Annotated in this window: 12 protein-coding genes, 1 rRNA gene and 1 pseudogene; 1 reads left to right on the top strand and 13 read right to left on the bottom strand. The window is 38.1% G+C overall.

All coding sequences use genetic code 11. From position 1 onward, the window contains the following. Nucleotides 1-86: 86 nt before the first annotated feature. From T501_RS12490 to msrB, 12 genes are all read right to left on the bottom strand, one after another. Nucleotides 87-1,967, bottom strand: coding sequence for a lysozyme inhibitor LprI family protein (locus tag T501_RS12490; protein ID WP_044915134.1), 1,881 nt, complete (start codon nt 1,965-1,967; stop codon nt 87-89). A gap of 72 nt (nt 1,968-2,039) precedes the next feature. Beyond that, nucleotides 2,040-3,035, bottom strand: coding sequence for a pyruvate kinase (locus T501_RS12495; protein ID WP_044915135.1), 996 nt, complete (start codon nt 3,033-3,035; stop codon nt 2,040-2,042). Nucleotides 3,036-3,467: 432 nt separating this feature from the next. Further along, nucleotides 3,468-3,932, bottom strand: coding sequence for a hypothetical protein (locus T501_RS12500; RefSeq protein ID WP_207641192.1), 465 nt, complete (start codon nt 3,930-3,932; stop codon nt 3,468-3,470). Nucleotides 3,933-4,219: 287 nt separating this feature from the next. Beyond that, nucleotides 4,220-5,083: a patatin-like phospholipase family protein gene (locus tag T501_RS12505; RefSeq protein ID WP_330377054.1), complete on the bottom strand. Its 864-nt coding sequence runs from the start codon at nt 5,081-5,083 to the stop codon at nt 4,220-4,222. A 191-nt stretch (nt 5,084-5,274) separates the two neighbouring features. Next, nucleotides 5,275-7,260: a glycoside hydrolase family 127 protein gene (locus T501_RS12510; protein WP_044915138.1), complete on the bottom strand. Its 1,986-nt coding sequence runs from the start codon at nt 7,258-7,260 to the stop codon at nt 5,275-5,277. An 8-nt stretch (nt 7,261-7,268) separates the two neighbouring features. Next, a complete protein-coding gene (locus tag T501_RS12515; RefSeq protein WP_026511664.1) occupies nt 7,269-8,102 on the bottom strand; it encodes a carbohydrate ABC transporter permease in 834 nt (277 codons plus the stop codon). Between the two features lies 1 nt (nt 8,103). Further along, the gene (locus T501_RS12520) at nt 8,104-9,129 is read right to left on the bottom strand and encodes a carbohydrate ABC transporter permease (protein ID WP_330377055.1); all 1,026 of its coding nucleotides are present in this window, start codon (nt 9,127-9,129) and stop codon (nt 8,104-8,106) included. A gap of 99 nt (nt 9,130-9,228) precedes the next feature. Beyond that, nucleotides 9,229-10,539: an extracellular solute-binding protein gene (locus T501_RS12525; protein WP_044915139.1), complete on the bottom strand. Its 1,311-nt coding sequence runs from the start codon at nt 10,537-10,539 to the stop codon at nt 9,229-9,231. Nucleotides 10,540-10,811: 272 nt separating this feature from the next. Beyond that, nucleotides 10,812-11,975, bottom strand: coding sequence for an ABC transporter substrate-binding protein (locus tag T501_RS12530; RefSeq protein ID WP_197027957.1), 1,164 nt, complete (start codon nt 11,973-11,975; stop codon nt 10,812-10,814). A gap of 81 nt (nt 11,976-12,056) precedes the next feature. Continuing rightward, nucleotides 12,057-13,529 (bottom strand): response regulator transcription factor, encoded by a 1,473-nt coding sequence (locus tag T501_RS12535; protein WP_044915142.1) that lies wholly within the window; start codon nt 13,527-13,529, stop codon nt 12,057-12,059. 117 nt (nt 13,530-13,646) lie between these two features. After that, entirely contained in the window at nt 13,647-15,470 is a 1,824-nt protein-coding gene (locus T501_RS12540; RefSeq protein ID WP_026511659.1) for a cache domain-containing sensor histidine kinase, read from the bottom strand. A 316-nt stretch (nt 15,471-15,786) separates the two neighbouring features. Next, complete coding sequence (msrB, locus tag T501_RS12545) at nt 15,787-16,713, bottom strand: peptide-methionine (R)-S-oxide reductase MsrB (RefSeq protein ID WP_044915156.1); 927 nt, start codon at nt 16,711-16,713, stop codon at nt 15,787-15,789. Nucleotides 16,714-17,244: 531 nt separating this feature from the next. Between msrB and trhA the strand changes: the two are divergent. Beyond that, a pseudogene (gene trhA, locus T501_RS12550) lies at nt 17,245-17,890 on the top strand (PAQR family membrane homeostasis protein TrhA). Between the two features lie 181 nt (nt 17,891-18,071). Here trhA and T501_RS12555 read toward each other — a convergent pair. After that, nucleotides 18,072-18,355 (bottom strand): 23S ribosomal RNA (locus T501_RS12555); the annotation flags it as partial.

An 18,355-nucleotide genomic window follows, 5' to 3' on the forward strand; every position in this document is an offset into this window, starting at 1 on the left:
ACAGCCTCTCTTTTACTTAATTTCAATCCTTTTAGAATCTATTAGGAAAATCTTATTTTCCCCGTTAAATACAAAAATCCAAACAGTTATTCAGCAAGATAATCCCTGGCATTAAACTTTTCTCCGGTCATCTGCTCCTCATCAATTATTCCCGGTACTAACTCTGTGACATATGTATCCCCGGTAGTTGGATTGACATAATAACGGGTCTGGGCTGCTGTATACGAGCGATACAGTACAACTATCTCTCCTTCTTCGTTTGTTGAAACATCCCAGTACTCTGTGTATCCTTCCTTGTTAGGTTCAGTTGTAAAATTCGGATTATTTGATTTACAGTAGTTTATTACAGCATTATATGCCTGATCCTCTGAAATTTTATTCTCTGTATTTTCAGCTTCATTATCAGATACCTTAACGGCTTTATCTTCTGTATCTACATCCTTATAGCTTTCTTCAACTTCTGAAGGAATTACAAAATCCTCACCTCTTACATTAGCAAGAACAGACGCCAGATAATAAACTCGCTTTCTAGTATATGACCAGGCCATTCCGTTTTCGAGTTGAGGCTGAAGGCTTCCTCCTTCTGCTTCTTTTCCGGCCGCTTTAACCGCCGCCTCTTTTCTATTTATCCAGGCTCTTTGATCTGAAAGAAGCTCTTCCTTCTTCTCAGGAGCTACTTCCTCCATAAGGTTGTTCCATATAGAATTAAGCTCCTTATCCCATAGATCATACATCTCACCTGTAGTGATATTAAGCTCAACCTGAGGCATTGCGCCCCAATCAAGATTCTCATATTCCTGATGCTTTGCTTCAGTCATTGCAATTTCACTTTGCACTGTTCCATCATCAACAATTTGAGCTGGCTCATTTTTTTTCTGTGCTTCATTCTCAGTATCCTTTGATTTAGTATCGGCATCAGTCGAATCTATATTTTCAAAAGAGGGACCCATCGCATTTTTTATATCATCAGTAATCCCTATTGATTTGAGCTTGTCTTCTTTTGCTTGCTCATATTCATCCATGGAAACAATATTATAATCCTTGAAGCAATCCATGATTTTCTTATATTCACTGTCCGTATAGAGATCCTGAACATCCATCTTTTCATAAGAATCTTTATCAAATACTTCGTAAGTATAATAATCAAAGTCAGTGTTTACATCCTGAGATTGCTCAAGTCTTAAGGAATACGTGCCTATCGTTCCGTTAAGAGATGATATATCATAGTCATCATGGTTCTTAAAATCAGCAAAACTGTCAAAATCAAGCTCCTGCTCCTCGTAATATCCAAATTTGCATACTCCGTCAGAATCAATGTATGACATATGTGAACAGTGGTTAGAAGCTCCATTGCTGCCATCACCGGATATAACTCCATTGTTATTTATTTCGGTAAAACTTCGCGACCATATAACAAACCCGTATATGAGCTGAGCTTTTCCATCCATTTCCTTGAATATCAAAGTAACCTCACTCTCAGGTTCGACAAATGGTCCGACAAATCTAAGGGCAAGTTCAGGTACATTATCTGCACCGCAATCAAGGTACGCAAACTCAGTAGCTGTCACATCTCCTTCAGAAAAATAATTATTCTCATCATGTACAATCTCATTTAACTTCTCCACCAATTCAGATATTGTGTATTCCTCATTGGCAGGAATAAGTCCTAATACCTCATCTATATAGGCATCATCTGATTTACCCATAACGTTATCGGTATAGTATTTAAGGCTTATTTTTCCATTCCCTGAAACCACATCGTTAAGAGCACCCTTTTCGTTGCTTACTCCCTCTTCCGTACTATCACTGGCAGTTTCTTTTGAAGTGGTTTCCTCTGCTGAATTTGCAGCGTTTTCCTCAGACTTTGCCTCAAACAGGTTCTCTGAACTACTTTGTGCAGGTGGCGTACACCCGGCTATGAGAATACAAATCCCCAAATTCATAAGAAATAATTTTGACTTTTTCAACTATCTACCCTCCTAATAAACATAACTTATAAAAATTATAAAATACGTTGTCTAACAAATGTCCATCAAATCTTAATACTTCCTTAAATTAACTGATTGCAGTGCTTCTTGTGAAGTATTATACAGATATTTGATAACTTCTACAGGATTTTCCCCTATTGCAGTCTCTCCCGTTACCATCACAGATGCAGCTCCGTCAAGAACAGCATTATAAATATCACTTACTTCAGCCCTGGTCGGGACTGCACTCTTTTCCATTGATGCAAGCATTTGTGTTACTACCATGAAAGGCTTTTTATTATCGTTACATACCTTTGAAATCTCTTTTTGTACGCGAGGAAGCTCCCATAGAGGCATACTGTTACCCAGATCACCTCTGGCAATTATTATCTCATCACATAAATCCATAAAATCTGTAATATTCCGGATTCCCAGTCTATTCTCTATCTTTCCATAAATCCTAAGGTCACTGCATCCACAAGTTTCAAGCGCATCCTTCACCTGCAAAAGGTCGGCCCTGCTTCTTACAAAAGGCTGCATTATTCCGGTTACCCCAAGCCCTTTGGCAATTTTTAAATTCTCCATGTCATCATCGGTAATTGCCGGAAGAATAATGTCCTTTCCTTTTATCAGTATGCTCTTTCTTTGAGTAAGTCTGCCGCCGCGCTGCACCTTCATTTCGGCGCAGCCCTCTGATATTGAAGTTACTATCCCCATTATCTTTCCATCATCTAACAGAATCTCATCATTTTCCTGCATACCGGCAATTACTTTATCACTTAGCGGTATTCCCTCTTTACCAAGTTGTATCAGATCATCCTCTTCTAAGCTGATCTCGCCTTCAAATCTCCCTATTCTTAGCTCTGGCCCCTGCATATCAATGAGAATAAGCGGAACAATCCCGATATCTTTTGCAGCATCATGAATCCTATCTATGCTCTCAATGCAATCTGACAACATGACATGTGACAGATTGATTCTGATTCCGGTCATACCGTATGCAAACATATCCTTTAAAATTATTCTGCTATTACAGGCTGGTCCCAATGTACCAAATACATTAATCATTTCATTCGCCTTCTTAAATATAATATATTTTATATTTATTTAATTTATCTTATTTTCAAAAAATCATGTCATAAACAGCCCCATTATCCTAAGCCCACGGGAATATATAAACAAAACTTATTGGTGTAATGCTCCTTGTAGCAGCTGTCCCTCTTATTATAGCAATTATCTTGCAGGATCCGCTAACGGACTTAAAGAAATTGCTAATAAGCTGAACGAAGAAATGAAATTCTTTAAGTCATAACCTGAACCTGTTACGTTTTCATCATTTGTCGATGAACTATATATCCAAAAAGTCGTTCCGGTTATCACACATTCCGGAACGACTTTTTCTTGCCATTTGCCTATTAGACATTACAGCTTATTACTGATTTAATCTACCAACATATATATCAGTTTAAACTCTCTGCCATACTATTTATGAAAAACCGATTATTTTACCATTTCCATCAGTTTTTCTGCTTCATCACCTTTCTCAAGCTTATCTTTTGCAGCCTGAGCCATCTTATCCTTCATTACAGCCTGCATGATGAGCCCCTGATCTTTAGATGAAAACATACCAATGCTCATCAGAAGTTCATCAACATTTTCCCTGTTCACAAGAAGACTTCCACCCTTTGATAGCTTCACACGAATGCAGTTACTTTCATTAGAGCAGTCCCCCAGTTCTAATGTATTATTTTCTTTATTGCAGACAAATGTTGCCCTATTGTATTGAATTATTCCATCTTTGCCAGCCAGGTCAAAATACTCGCATGGTCTGTTGTCCTTCACATATTCCTGTGCAGCATTGTTAAACATTTCAAGAAATGTAGATTTGGATCGCATATTTTCACTTGGCTTCAGACTATGGGTATAAATATGTCCCTGACCTGTTAGTTCCTTTATTTTGTTCATATACATCGAAACACCTCCATACTTAAACAAACAGCTGCACTAGGCAAGGCTTGGCTAAGCCTCCACAAGAGGACTTGCTCAAACAAAAAGCCAGACCCTGGCGGAATCATTCCACCAACGTCCGGCAATCCATTGCTATATGTATATCGGAAAATTCCAAATAAAATTAATAGTCTCAATCAAAAAATAATCATTTTTGCATTTTGGGCTTTAAATCTTATTGGACTCATGTATAAAAACGTTATAAACAAACTATTCTGATTCTTCATTACCTGTTTTCTCCAGGCTTACCCCTTTAAAAAATTGATAACCTCCTGAAGCCGCTTTTTACCTTCTATGCGGCCTACCTGATAAACCCACTCAAGCTCTGATGGATCATTTTCTGTACGGCTGATTCCAAGCGGTTCCGGTGGACGGATCACAAGACATTGTCCACTATTTTCCCTATCCATGATTTCTTCCATCTGATGATTGTAAATCTTAGGGCGCCTAATCATAGCTTCAGCAACTTTAGGGTATTTTCTCAGAAGCATCTTTATCAAAGCAGAATTGTGATGATTTTTCTTCTGATATCCTTTGGGCTGTGTCAATATAATTACATTTCGGTTATATCCGAGCTTCTCCATGTGTCTGAAAGGAACAGGATCTGTTATGCCACCATCAAGATATAATCTCCCATCAATCTTCACAGGTCTTGATACAAATGGCATGGATGCCGAAGCCCGCATCCACTCTATGTCTTTTGCTCTTCCATCAAGACAATTGTGAAAAGCGATTCTTCCGGTTGCTACATCCGTCGCTCCCACATGGAATTCCATTGGGCTGTTTTCAAAAGTTTCACGATCAAAAATATCCAGTTTTTCCGGTACAGTATGATAACAGAACTCAACACCATACAAATCCCCGGTTTTAATTAGCGATCTTATGCTGCAATATCTGGAATCCCTGCCATACTTTTTGTTGTATCTGATTGTTCGGCCTATCTGATGAGATTTATAGTTACATCCAAAAATCGCACCTGCTGATATTCCAGCTGCCCCATCAAACTCGATGCCGTTTTCCATGAAAACATCAGTGACTCCGGCGGTAAACATTCCACGCATAGCACCGCCTTCCATTATAAGGCCTTTCTTAATAGTTTCTTTTTCCATACTTTCCCTCTTATTTTTGCAAGCAATAACATTTTAATCGTTTTAATATTATCTCCCATTTTATTGAAACTCCGCCAAAATTACAAATGTGAAAGTGCACAAAATCCATATACTCATCGAAACGTAAATGCTCTGCTCAAAAAAATAACGAGTCTTATCTTCATAAGACCCGCCGTAAACTAACTGCATCATTAAACAATATGGTTAATTTCCTTAATCCATACGATCATTTCACGATTATGCTGCCGATTCCCCCAGTAAGCATAAGGAATTGCAGTCAGTTTTACTTTATCGAAATGAGGACTCCTTTTCCCATATAGAGTTCTGCTATCCCATCCTTCTTCACTCAATTTGAAGCCATCGAAGGATAGTTTAGCACTTCCTCCAAATGTACTTGTATCGAATTCTTCGCCAATTTCCACATCAGATTTGATAAATACAGAAGCAAGATTCTCAAAATTATCCTGTTCCTCCAGACAGTATACAAGAGGTCCTTTCATGATTGCGACTTTACCGCTATCAGCACGTACCAACGGATTTGCATGAACAAATGATGCCTTCATATCAAATTTCATAGTAACAGTATAGCTTTTTCCCTTTAAAGTTAGCGGAATATATCCATGACTTATCTCATATTCAGCTCCATCTATATCCATATTATCAGCCTTCATGCCTACAACACAGTTTTCAGCATAATATGGCACGCGAATATATATTTCCCCTGCTAATTCGTCATTCTCATCAATTGATTCTATCTGAATCTTCACATCTCCTTCCCATGGAATCCTGCTGTCTATGCGTATGATCACAGGCTTATCGCATATTGTTGCCTTTGTTTCAGAGGAGATAAAAAGATTGATATCTATTCCATCCTCTCTGCTGCAAAATATATACTGCCCCAGGGAAGCAAGGGTTCTTGCTATATTGGGCGGACAGCATGCTACTCCAAACCACTTTTGCCTCTCGCTTTTTACATGGGCTCTGGATGTATGTTCCATACATGCATCCGGCCATACTTCCAATGGATTAACATAGAAAAATCCCTTACCATCCATTGCAATACCAGATAAAACAGTATTATAAAGCGCTCTCTCTACATCATCAAAATATGTTGCATCATGTGTGAGCTCTGCCATCCTTTTTCCGAACATTGCAAGACCTATAGATGCACAGGATTCCGAATAATTACAGTCATTGGGTAAATCATAATCCGTGGTGAATCGCTCCAGAAAGCCTGAGGAACCAATGCTTCCTGTTATATACATTCTTTTGTGAACTATGTTATCCCACAGATTTATGCAGCATTCAGTAAGCTCATCATCCCCATATTCAGCCGCCAGATCAGCCATTGCACTGTAGAGATAAACAGCCCTTACAGCATGTCCTTCCGCTGTTTTCTGCTCCCTCACAGGTTTATGCGATTGAGAATATGCCGGATCATAGTCATTGAAATCCGGGAATATTCGCTCAAAATCCGCTTTCTTTTCCTCTTCAAGAAAATAGTTTTCGCCTACGCCTCTTGCATTTACAAAAAATCTGGCAAGCTCTAAATATTTCTTTTCTCCGGTAATTCTATACAATTTTATAAGACCTACTTCGACCTCAGGATGACCCGGATATCCCTTACATTTTCCATCTTCATCTCCGAAGGTCTTAACCAGAAGATCTGCCAGCTTTCTTACTACATTCAGGAATTTTTCTTTTCCGGTCGCCTCATAATATGCCACAGCAGCTTCCATCATATGCCCTGCGGTATATAATTCATGCCCCTCCTGAAGATCTTTCCACTTCTTATCAGGAGCGCATATTATAAAATATGTATCAAGATATCCATCAGGCTGCTGTGCTTTTTCTATAAGATCAATAGCATCATCTGCCAGCTTCTCCAGTTTTTCATCTCTTCCATAGGATGACAGGTAAAATCCCACAGCCTCAAGCCATTTTGCCAGATCTGTGTCCTGAAAAACTGCACCCTGAAAAGAACCGTTTGATAGCCCGGCAGCAATTTTGAAATTCTCGATGCAGTGGCTTGTTTCAACATCCTCAAGTCTGTCATTAAGAACATCCCATTGATAAGGTATGATCACTTTCCCCACAAGATCTCTGTATTTGTTAAAATAACCATCATTTATCTTTATGTCTGAAAGCGGTATCGTTGAATTTGCTTTGTATTTCATTTTGCCTCCTATGCCTTAACCGCACCATTAGTCAGTCCGCTTACAATATATTTCTGCATGAATATGAAAATAATAACGATAGGGAAAATAGCAACTATTCCAAATGCCATGGTTGCATTCCATAAAGTCTGATATTGCTGTACATAGTTATAAATATTTGAAGTTATCGGACGTTTATTGGGATCTGTCATAAAGGTAATTCCATAAATAAGATCGCCCCAGGCATATACAAATGAAAATACAGCTGCCACTATAACTCCCGGCTTTGCTATTGGAAGCATAATTTTTATAAAGGATGCAACAGGACTGCAACCATCTATAGCAGCCGCTTCATCAAGCTCTTTGGGAATAGACAAAAAGTATGTGCGCAGAATTATTATTGAAAAAGGAATTCCCAAGGTAGCATCTGCTATTATCGGAGCAAGGTAATTATTCAAAAGCCCCATTTTTGAAAACATTATATAAAGTGGTGTCAGAATAAGTGTTGATGGTAACATCTGCATCATCAGGAAAAATAATATAAGGAGCTTCTTTGATCTGAATCTGAATCTTGCAAGGCCATATGCAGCAGGGATGGATAATACAGTGGATATAAGCATTGCTGAAAATGCAATTAAAAAACTGTTCCTAAATCCCTTTATAGTATCACTTGACCTTGAAAACTGACTTATAAATGCTTCAAATGTAAGATTCCTTGGCCAGATCGGTGTCGGTACCTCGAATATCTCAACCTGAGTCTTTAGTGCAGTTACAACCATCCAATAGAGAGGAAACATCAGGATAATAAATATCAGGAGTCCTGCTCCGAAGCTTAAGGTAGTTTCTTTTTTACTATCCCTCATATCACATTACCTCCTCTTCAGAATTAATAAGCTTTATATAAAACATTCCGACAATAAAGAGTATCAGGAAAAGAATATTGGCAGAGGCCGCACCTTTACTGAATTCAAACTGGTCAAAGGATAATTTATACGCATAGGTACTTACTAGCTCAGTTGCATTTATAGGTCCGCCCTTGGTCATAACCCAGACAAGGTCAAATACTTTAAATGTGTATACAAAGCCAAGAGTAAGAACAGACATTATAGCAGGCTTTATCACCGGAATAGTTATCATAAACAAAGTCTGAAGTTTTCCTGCTCCATCTATTTTGGCACTCTCATAAATATCCGCCGGAACTGTTGTTAAACCGGTGAGCAGAAGCATCATATTGAACGGAATACCGATCCAGATGTTGGCAACCACAATAGCAATCATTGCGGTATTACCATTTAAGAGCCAGTCGACAGGGGCATTTATGATATGAAGCTGCATCAGTAACTGATTGGCAATTCCTCCTGATGTAGCAAAGATGAATTTGAATAATAGTCCGGCTACAGTTACCGGGAGAAGCCATGATATCATAGTTGCACCGCGGAAAAATGACGATCCCACAAACTTCTTACTGAATAAAAGAGCAAGTACAAATCCAATAATAAATTGGAAAAAAATCGATGATACCGTGAATACCAGAGTGTTACCTATAGCAGTCCCCATAACTGAATTCGCATCAGTAAAAAGTTCTATATAGTTAGAGATTCCTATAAATTCCTGAGCTTCAGGCCTGGAAAAATTGTAAACATTCACATTTTTAAGACTAAGTATGAAATTGGAGACAGTAGGATATCCCACAAAAACAATCATATAAACAAAAGCCGGAAGTGAAAACAAAAATCCCATTTTCCCCTGACTTGACAGTTTTCTTCTTATAATATGGTGATTATCTGTGTTCTCTCTTTCAGGAAAAACCACAAGTTCACCACTGTTTATTTCTTTTACAATGCTTCCGGATTCTTTAAACAGGCTAATTTTCTTATTTTCAGCAAGCATTTTTCCCTTCCTTTCTAAAAATATTGCGGGAGAACAGTTGCCCTCCCGCATTTTTTTATTTATAGCAAGCAGCCAATGCTTTTGGCGCTTACTGTAGCATTACTTAACTGCATCAACCGCTGCCTGTGTATCCTTGGCTGCTTTATCGGGATCCTTTGAAAGAGTGAGAACTTCCTGGAAACCGGTCTGGATAGCATTTGAATATGAAGGCCATATTGCTGAAGGTCCTCTTGGTATTGACGTTGATAGCTGTGTAATGAACTCTGACATAATAGGATCATTTGTCCAGTATGTATCTTTAGCTGCTTCTGTCTTGGGAGGGAATGAACCATACTGCTTCATAGCCTGAACCATAACCTCTGTCTTGTTATAGTATTCAAGGAATGCCTTAGCGCCCTCCATATTATCCTTTTTAACAGCGCCCATGTTTTCTCCACCAAGTATGGATGTTGCCTGTCCTGCTGATGCATCTTTTTTAGGAAGTACTGTCACGCCATAGTTAATATCAGGTGCATCCTTGGCAATTCCGGGTACTTGCCATGGTCCGTTCTGCATCATTGCAATGTTTCCTGCTTCCCAGTTATAGCATACATCTGACTGTGCCCAGTTTACGCATTCCTTAGACCATGAACCATCTTTTATCATATCCTGCATAAGTACATATGCATCTTTACCATTTTCAATGTCTGTGTATGAACCACCTGCGGTATATAGCCACTGCAGACACTGGAATGTTCCCTCATCAGTTCCGATAGCAGCATTACCAAATCCGGTTACACCATAATCTGTAAGCTTCTTTGCCATTTCATGGAATTCTTCCCAGGTAGTATTCTCATCCGGATAAGCAACTCCTGCTGCATCAAGTATATCTTTGTTGTAAAACAGTGCCGTACAGTTTGTTGCAAAAGGAAGGCCATAATGTTTTCCATCCATCATCGTGGAATTCATAGGTCCTTCGATATATTCAGACCAGTCAATATCCGCATCTGAAATATCACCAAAAAGATCCATAGAGATAAATGACGCCATATCGCAACCATCAAGAATTACCACATCCGGAAGCTCGCCTGATGCTATACCGAGGGTAAGCTGTTTTTCATAATCAGCAAACGGTACATATGTGTGAGTAGCTTCATACTTATCCTGTGATGAATTAAAGCCTGTGAGCAGTGTATCCATCATTTCTTTTTGTGCATCGGTCTCAAAATAGTCCCAAATAACTACCTCTTCTTTTCCTGATGCCGACTTGGCTGTTTCAGAATCACTGATCTGAGTAGTTTCGGTTTTTTCTGCAGCAGGATCATTCGTTGCAGCGCCCTCAGGAGCGGAACTTGAACCACCACAAGCGGTAAGGACAGATGCTGTCATTGCCATTGTTGCCATGACTGATACTAGCTTTTTGTAACCCATAAAAATACCTCCCTTTAGTTTGCCTGTTACACATCATTTTGATGTACCGGAGATGCTCTCATCTCCTTCTAACAAGTATTCTAAGAGAGGTTTTAATATTAAAAAATTCCAATTATTTAAAAAAGGTGGAAATAATTCATATAAGTTATTCCCTATTTCATATAGGCTTGCCTAATTATTCTGCAGGATGCGCTCCTCATTTCGCGAGGGCCTGGTCCGATACGATTCCCGTTTTTCTGAAGAAAAACAGGAATCTATAGCGTTTCTAGTTTTTAATAGATTAGTCTTGCAGCTTCTTCACATGTCATCTCACCTGTAATAACCTTTAAAAAACCTTCTGTCAGACTATTAGAAATATTACTCCATCCATCTATATCAGTCCTCGCAACAGCACTATCCATCTGAGCCATAACGATTTCAAGTTCAGGCTTCTTTGAAATCAGATTTTTAGCTGATTCAATCCTGCTGGGTAATAAATCCGCTATCTCACAAAAATCCTCTATGCCACCTTTTTCAGCACAATATTTTATAAACTCTATTGCTCCTTCTGTATTTTTTCCCTTAATTATCCCGAGATTCTCTCCCCCAAGAACCACGCTGTTTCTTTTATTTGCAGGCATAGGAACCATCTCATATTCGACTCCGGCGGCATCCAGCATAGAATATATCCATGGTCCGTTCTCCATCATGGCAATATCTCCATCGATGAATCTTCTTGCAACATCTGTCTGAGAATAATTTATACAATCTGCCGGCATACATCCGTCAAATACAAGTCCCGATAGAAGTTCATATGTTCTTTCAACCGCTTCCTCTGTAATAAGGCCTTTCTTATCTGTTGCTGACAATATCCAGTTCCCAAGCTGAAAAGCTCCCTGCTCAGCATCAATTGCGCTCATGAGGAATCCGTAGTTTCCATCTTTTGACAATACATGAGCAGCTCTATCAAATTCCTCCCATGTTGATGGAGGCCTAATCTTTGCCTTTTTCAAAAGATCAGGCCTGTATATCAGACACACATTGTTACTGTTAAATGGTACTCCGTAATATTTATCCTCATATTTTATAGTTCCCACAGCTGTTGGAAAATAATTCTTCTCCAAATCCAGTTTGTCTGCATACTCTGTGATATCCTCAAACATCCCAAGCTGAATAAAACGCTGCATGTCAGGATTATCTATTATCACAAGATCAGGTAATTCCTGCTCTGTATAAGCTCTCGATATCATCCTGACAAATTCTGTGGTGGGAACATGTTCCCACTTTATCTCATATCTATCCTGATTTTCATTGAAGGATTTCGTAACCTTATCCAGCCCCTCTTTTTGTGCATCAGTCTCGTAATATGACCATAATAACAATTCCTCTTTCTGGGTTATATCCTCCATATTCTCTTTATTCAACTGATCAAAATGACATCCTGCTAATAAAACCACACAGAAAAAGGACATAAATAGCCCAATAAATTTCCACCGTTTACGTTTTTGCCGTACTCCACACATATTTCCCCCCCATTTTTATGTCATCCTGAATTCCTTTGGTGATACTCCTTCAATATCCTTGAATACCCTGTTGAAATATTTAGTATCAGAGAATCCTACTTCTTCAGCTACTTCATATATCTTTTTATCAGTACTTCTAAGCAACCGTTTCGCATGACTTACCCTGAATTTATTTACAAAGGATGGGAAATTAACATTCATCTCCCTGTGGAATAATGTACTTAAATACTCCGGAGTGATTGAAAGATAACTTGCTACTTCCTCCTGTGATATCCTTTCACTGTAATGCTCACGAATGTATGAAATAGCCTTTAGAAGTGTATAATTGCGTATATTTTCTCTTTCCTCACCCCTTGCAAGAAGCAGATTTCCCTGCTCATTTATCGCTTTTATTATTTTCTTTACACTGCAAGCCTTACTTATTTTTGAAAGGGTATCACACTCTGTCAGCTGTCTCATTTTACTCGGCCACATTTTTGAAGCGAGCTGAACAATATTATTGGATATACTTTGAACGGCCACTTTTACGGAAAATGGATCATATTTACCCTGGCTTATAGTTCTCTCCATATCCAGACATAAACTATTCCAATCTTCTTGTAACCCTTCAACCAGTATCCTTTCTATTTTTTTATCTGTTTCTTGCGAATACTGGTAAACAGGAAAATCTTTTCCTTCATAATCATCCCTTGTGATAATTCTGCTCCCATTTATCGCCATATTATAGATAATATTCTTACGTAGTTTGTCTCCAACTTTGCCCAATTCCCTTACACTAAATACTTTCTCAAAAATCCATGAGCATTCAATATTAACAATAGATGTCCTACGCTGTATGAGTGCCTTCATTTCGTCATCATTTTCAATCGTATTATAGAGAAGAAACACTCTTTTATTATCATCTAAATACACAAAGGAAATTGAATCATTAAACCTTTCCTCAATCAGTTCACAGTCAATAGCATCCTCAAATCCGGCATATACAAGATATAACGGTTTTCCCTCTTCAACCTGAAGTACATTTCTGGCTTTATCAATGTTTTCATCTGTCAGCTCAAATGCTCCGGAAAGTATCGCCTTAAGATACACAGACGGGTCTGCACTCATTTGAGTAGCTTCTACCTTTATCTTTTCATTTACCACAGAAATCACTCTGTTAACATCATCTACTGTAATAGGTTTTAAAAGATAATCATCTGCTCCATAGCTTATTGCTCTTTTAGCGTAATCAAACTCAGCATAACCAGTCAAAATAATGCTGTGACACTTTATCCCTTCATTTTTAATGGCCTCAAGCATATCCAGGCCATCCATCTCAGGCATTTGAATATCTGTAATTACCAAGTCAGGTTTTTGTGCTTCGACCATAGAAAGTCCTTCATTCCCATTCCGGGCCTTTCCTATAACCTCAATCCCCTTTTGTTCAGACAAAAGTTTAGCCAAACCATTTCTTATCTTGATCTCATCTTCGACAATGATTACTCTCATCTTCTCCCTCAATCAGTAAATATGTGAACTATAAATCTCCCTTAATCAGTTCCATGCGCAAATTATAAGTCTCAACTGATTAGTCAGATACGCAAATCATAAGTCTCTATTAATCTGTCAAATACACAAATCATATGGAATATAAAGCACTATCTCTGTACCTATATCTTCAACACTATTTATAGTCCAGTGTGCATCATTCCCATAGTATATAACCAATCTGGAAAAAGCATTCTTTAGGCCTATTCCCTTTTTACCATCAAATTCTCCGTTCAATATCCACTCTCGATCCAACAGTTTTCCAAGTAGTTCTTCTGAGAATCCTTTTCCGTTGTCCTCTATACTAATCTGCAAATAGTCAAAGCTCTCTGACACATCGAAGTGCACCGTTAGCTCACCGCCATACTCCATTCCCTCAAATCCGTGAATAATTGCATTCTCCACAAAAGGCTGTATAAGGAGTTTATGAAGCTTCAAGCGCTCTGTTTCGTGACCTACTATCACACTATAACTAAATGCATCCTCATATCTGATACTTTGAAGTTCAAGATAACGTCTTAAAAAATCAGCCTCAATGGCTATAGTCGTCTCTGCATCAGTTTTACTGACTGAATGCCTTAGAATCAATCCAAGATTACTAACTGCTTTGCTGATCTCATTCTCCCCATGGTCAATTGCCATCCAGTTAATTGAATCAAGTGTATTATAGAGAAAATGTGGATTGATCTGCGCTTCAAGCGCTCTTATCTCAGCATGTCTCTGCTTATCCTTAGCATCAGAAACCTCGTTTAAAAGTTGTTCGATCCTCTCTGTCATCAGATTAAAGTTATTGCCGATAATTCCAAATTCATCTTTACTTTCAAGTGATATTCTTTCCTTAAGATCTCCATTCTGTACTTTTTTCATTCCGGAAACAATTGTCTGAACAGATCCGTTGAGATTCCTTATCGTATAAATTATGATCACACCAACCATTGCAAGAATCATCAAACTTATCAAAATCATATATACCTGACTTTTTCTAAGATCTTTAAGCATATAATCTTCATCATAAGCATTAATAAACTTCCATCCGGTTGCTTCGTCCTCATATTCATTAATTGCTATTCGTTTACTGTTTTTCAGATATCCGCTTTCTGCTATAAGAGACTTAAAATCGTCAACAGATGTGGCAATATATTCTTTACTGGGATAAGAGATTACTTTTCCGTCTTCTGAGGTTATGAATGATACTCTGTGATGAAGGTCGTCCTCTTTACTGCTGCATATAATATCCAGCGCCTTTTCATCTATTGTCATTACTACCGTTGCAATGCTTCCCTTATCCAGCTTATCAAAATCAAACATTCTTTTCGAAACATGATAATAATAACTGTTTCTGTCATCCTCATGAAATTTCATGGTAGGAGTGATAACCATTCCCGGACTGTTTTCAACGTCCTTGTACGGCGGTGCTATACGCATATCAGAAAACTTATCCCAAAGATTATGAAGAGAGGAGTCTGTACTTATATCATAAATAACTGTCTCACCATTTGCACAAATAATACTGATACATCTCACATATTCCATCGTGCTTATATACTGCTTAAGTCTTTCCCTTATGACATTTTTAGCAAAAGCCTTTCTGGTCTCTGTCCCATTAAAAAGAACATTGGTCTGCTTAATGATCTCTTCATCAATATATATCTGATATAAAAGGTTTGTATAATTTTCCAGGCTAAGATTTGTCTGTTGTGAAATACCAACAAGATCATTGAGAATAATTTTATTGATCTGCTCTGTCATGTTCTTTCTTGTCTGAGCAAAATGAGCAATCTGTAAAAGAATAATAGGGATAATAGATATAATTAAAAATATAAGAATCAGTTTATGACCAATTTTCAGATCATTGTATTTTTTAGCAATTCGCCGCACCAACATATTTTCCCCAATCCCCATAAACGAAATAATCTAAAATAATTTTAAATCCCTGTTACGTCATCGTAAAGTAGTCTTTATTCAACTTTCGGTAAATACATTGTTACTGTTCACACCTTACGGTGCTCACAGCAACTGGATTTGCCCATTCCAGTTGCCTTCGGCAAAGGGGCAAATCCTATATTCAAGACGTAGAACATTCTCACGCTCAGCGCAGCAAGTGCGCAGAGCTGTCTGAACAGTAACAATACATTACTTCTAACAGGAAAAAGTTTTTGCTACAAAATCCTCTTATCAAAACAAAAAGCAGCGTACCGTAATGGTATGCTGCTTAATATTATTCAACAGAATCCTTGTATTCTCCGTATCCTTCTTTATCCATATCATCATATGGAATAAACTTAAGAGAAGCTGAATTTATACAATATCTTAATCCACCTTCTGCAACAGGTCCGTCATTAAACACATGCCCAAGATGTGAACCGGCTTCACTGCTCCTTACTTCAGTCCTCATCATTCCAAGTGATAAATCAACACTTTCAGATACTACATCATCATCAATAGGTTTCGTAAATGCAGGCCATCCGCATCCTGAATCATACTTATCACTTGAAGAAAATAAAGGCTGTCCGCTAACTATATCTACATAAATCCCTTTTTCAAAGAAATTATCATATTCTCCTGTAAATGCCCTCTCAGTAGCAGCATTTTGAGTAACCTCATATGACAGCTCTCCGATTCTGTTCCTTAATTCCTTCTTAGTCTCCTTTTTTCGCTCTTTTTCAAGCTTGAACATTTTCTGCGGAATATGACAATATCCACCAGGATTTTTCTCAAGATAATCCTGATGATATTCCTCTGCAATATAAAAATTCTTAAGTGGCTCAACTTCTACAGCAAGTTTTTGTCCTATTTTCTGCTCCTGTTCATCGTAGACTGCAGTGATTTCACCTACTTGATTATCATCTGTATAGTAAATCCCTGTCCTATACTGAATCCCGTTATCATTCCCCTGCTTATTTACTGATAAAGGATCTATGACCATAAAATAATAGTTTAAAAGCTCTGAAAGAGACATTCTGCTTTCATCATAGGTTACCTTTACTGTTTCGGCGTGTCCACTACCATTACATACATCCTGATAACTTACATTTGTATCCGGTCCATTCGCATAACCAACTTCAGTATCTATGACTCCATCAAACTGATCAAAATATTTTTCGACGCCCCAAAAGCATCCTCCGGCTAAATAAATTACACGCATATCTTCCTCCGAATAAGTTATTGTTTCCCTATTTTCCTGCACTTCTGCCGTACATCCACTTAACAATGAAAATACTGATGTCATCAAAAGAGTAGCTAATCCTTTTTTACCTAATTTACTCTTCATACATATTATCCTGATTATATAATAGTTGATCACAGTTAATAATATCCAAACCGTTACACATTTTGTACTATTACATTTAATGCAATTAATATACTTCAAGTTTATCCCGTTGTCCATATTTAATATCAATTACTAAACAACTGATCTTTTAGTTCTAGTGCTACTGTCATCAAATACCTCGACTTTATTACTTGTCTAAATTGTCTTCTGATGCGTTGTCGTCAATCGCCGTACCGCCCGGTACGACTCATTCCTCCGCCTTGCATAAGAACAATTTATACTTCGTAAAAAGTCGAGGTATTTAATGACAGCAGCACTAGCACATCATGTTGACATCATTTCTTGGATGATGTAGTATTTATATCACAGCACATAGTTTTTATTACTACGTCTAAAGGAGTCAATATGCAGATATCATTAAGAGAACCCGGCAGTTCACTTACACATTTAGCCGCAATGTTTCTGACGGCTGGAGCAGGTTTACCGTTATTATTGAAGGCCGCTGATTTTGGTAAGATATATGTACTTGCAATGCTTATTTTTGTAGTAAGCATGATTCTTCTTTATGGATCCAGTGCCTTTTATCACGCTATAACCTTATCTCCACAAATAATACGCATATTTAGAAAAATCGATCATTCAATGATCTTCATTTTGATTGCTGGTTCCTATACCCCTGTATGCATTATTATTCTTAATCCAACCATTGGAATGTCACTTTTAATTGCAGTTTGGACTCTGGCATTTTTAGGTATTCTACTTAAGCTTGCATGGATCAATTGCCCGTTGGCTATCATCTACTATATATATCGCCCTTGGATGGAGTGCTATTCTTGTTATGAAACCAATCTATACAACTATTAGCCATCAAGCCTTTATATGGTTACTTACAGGAGGTATTATCTATACTCTTGGTGGTATTATCTATGCTCTGAAACTAGAAAACTTTAATAAGAAGCATCCTTATTTCAGCTCACATGTCATCTTCCATCTCTTTGTTATGGCGGGAAGTTTCTGCCACTTTATTTTCATGTATCAATATCTACTTTAATGCCTGTGAAAATGGATGTCTGAAATCCAACTAAATCTCATATATGACAAAAAAGAAGCTAACGAAATATATCTCATTAGCTTCTTTGAATCTCATATAATAAATGAACTGTTATCTGTACCTTCAAAACCGAACACTGAATACTTCATCTTTGATCCGCTTTTTTCGTTCTATATCCATATTGGACAAGCCCTCGACCTATTAGTACACATCAGCTGAACACGTTACCGTGCGTACACCTTGTGCCTATCTACCTCATAGTCTCTAAGGGGTCTTACTGCTAATGCAGGGATATCTCATCTTGAGGGGGGCTTCACGCTTAGATGCCTTCAGCGTTTATCCCTTCCGGACTTGGCTACCCAGCCTTATGCATCTGGCGATGCAGCTGATACACCAGCGGTCCGTCCATCCCGGTCCTCTCGTACTAAGGACAGCTCCTCTCAGATATCCTACGCCCGCGCCGGA

Source organism: Butyrivibrio sp. WCE2006 (assembly GCF_000701985.1).
In the GTDB taxonomy this organism is placed as follows: Bacteria; Bacillota; Clostridia; order Lachnospirales; family Lachnospiraceae; genus Butyrivibrio.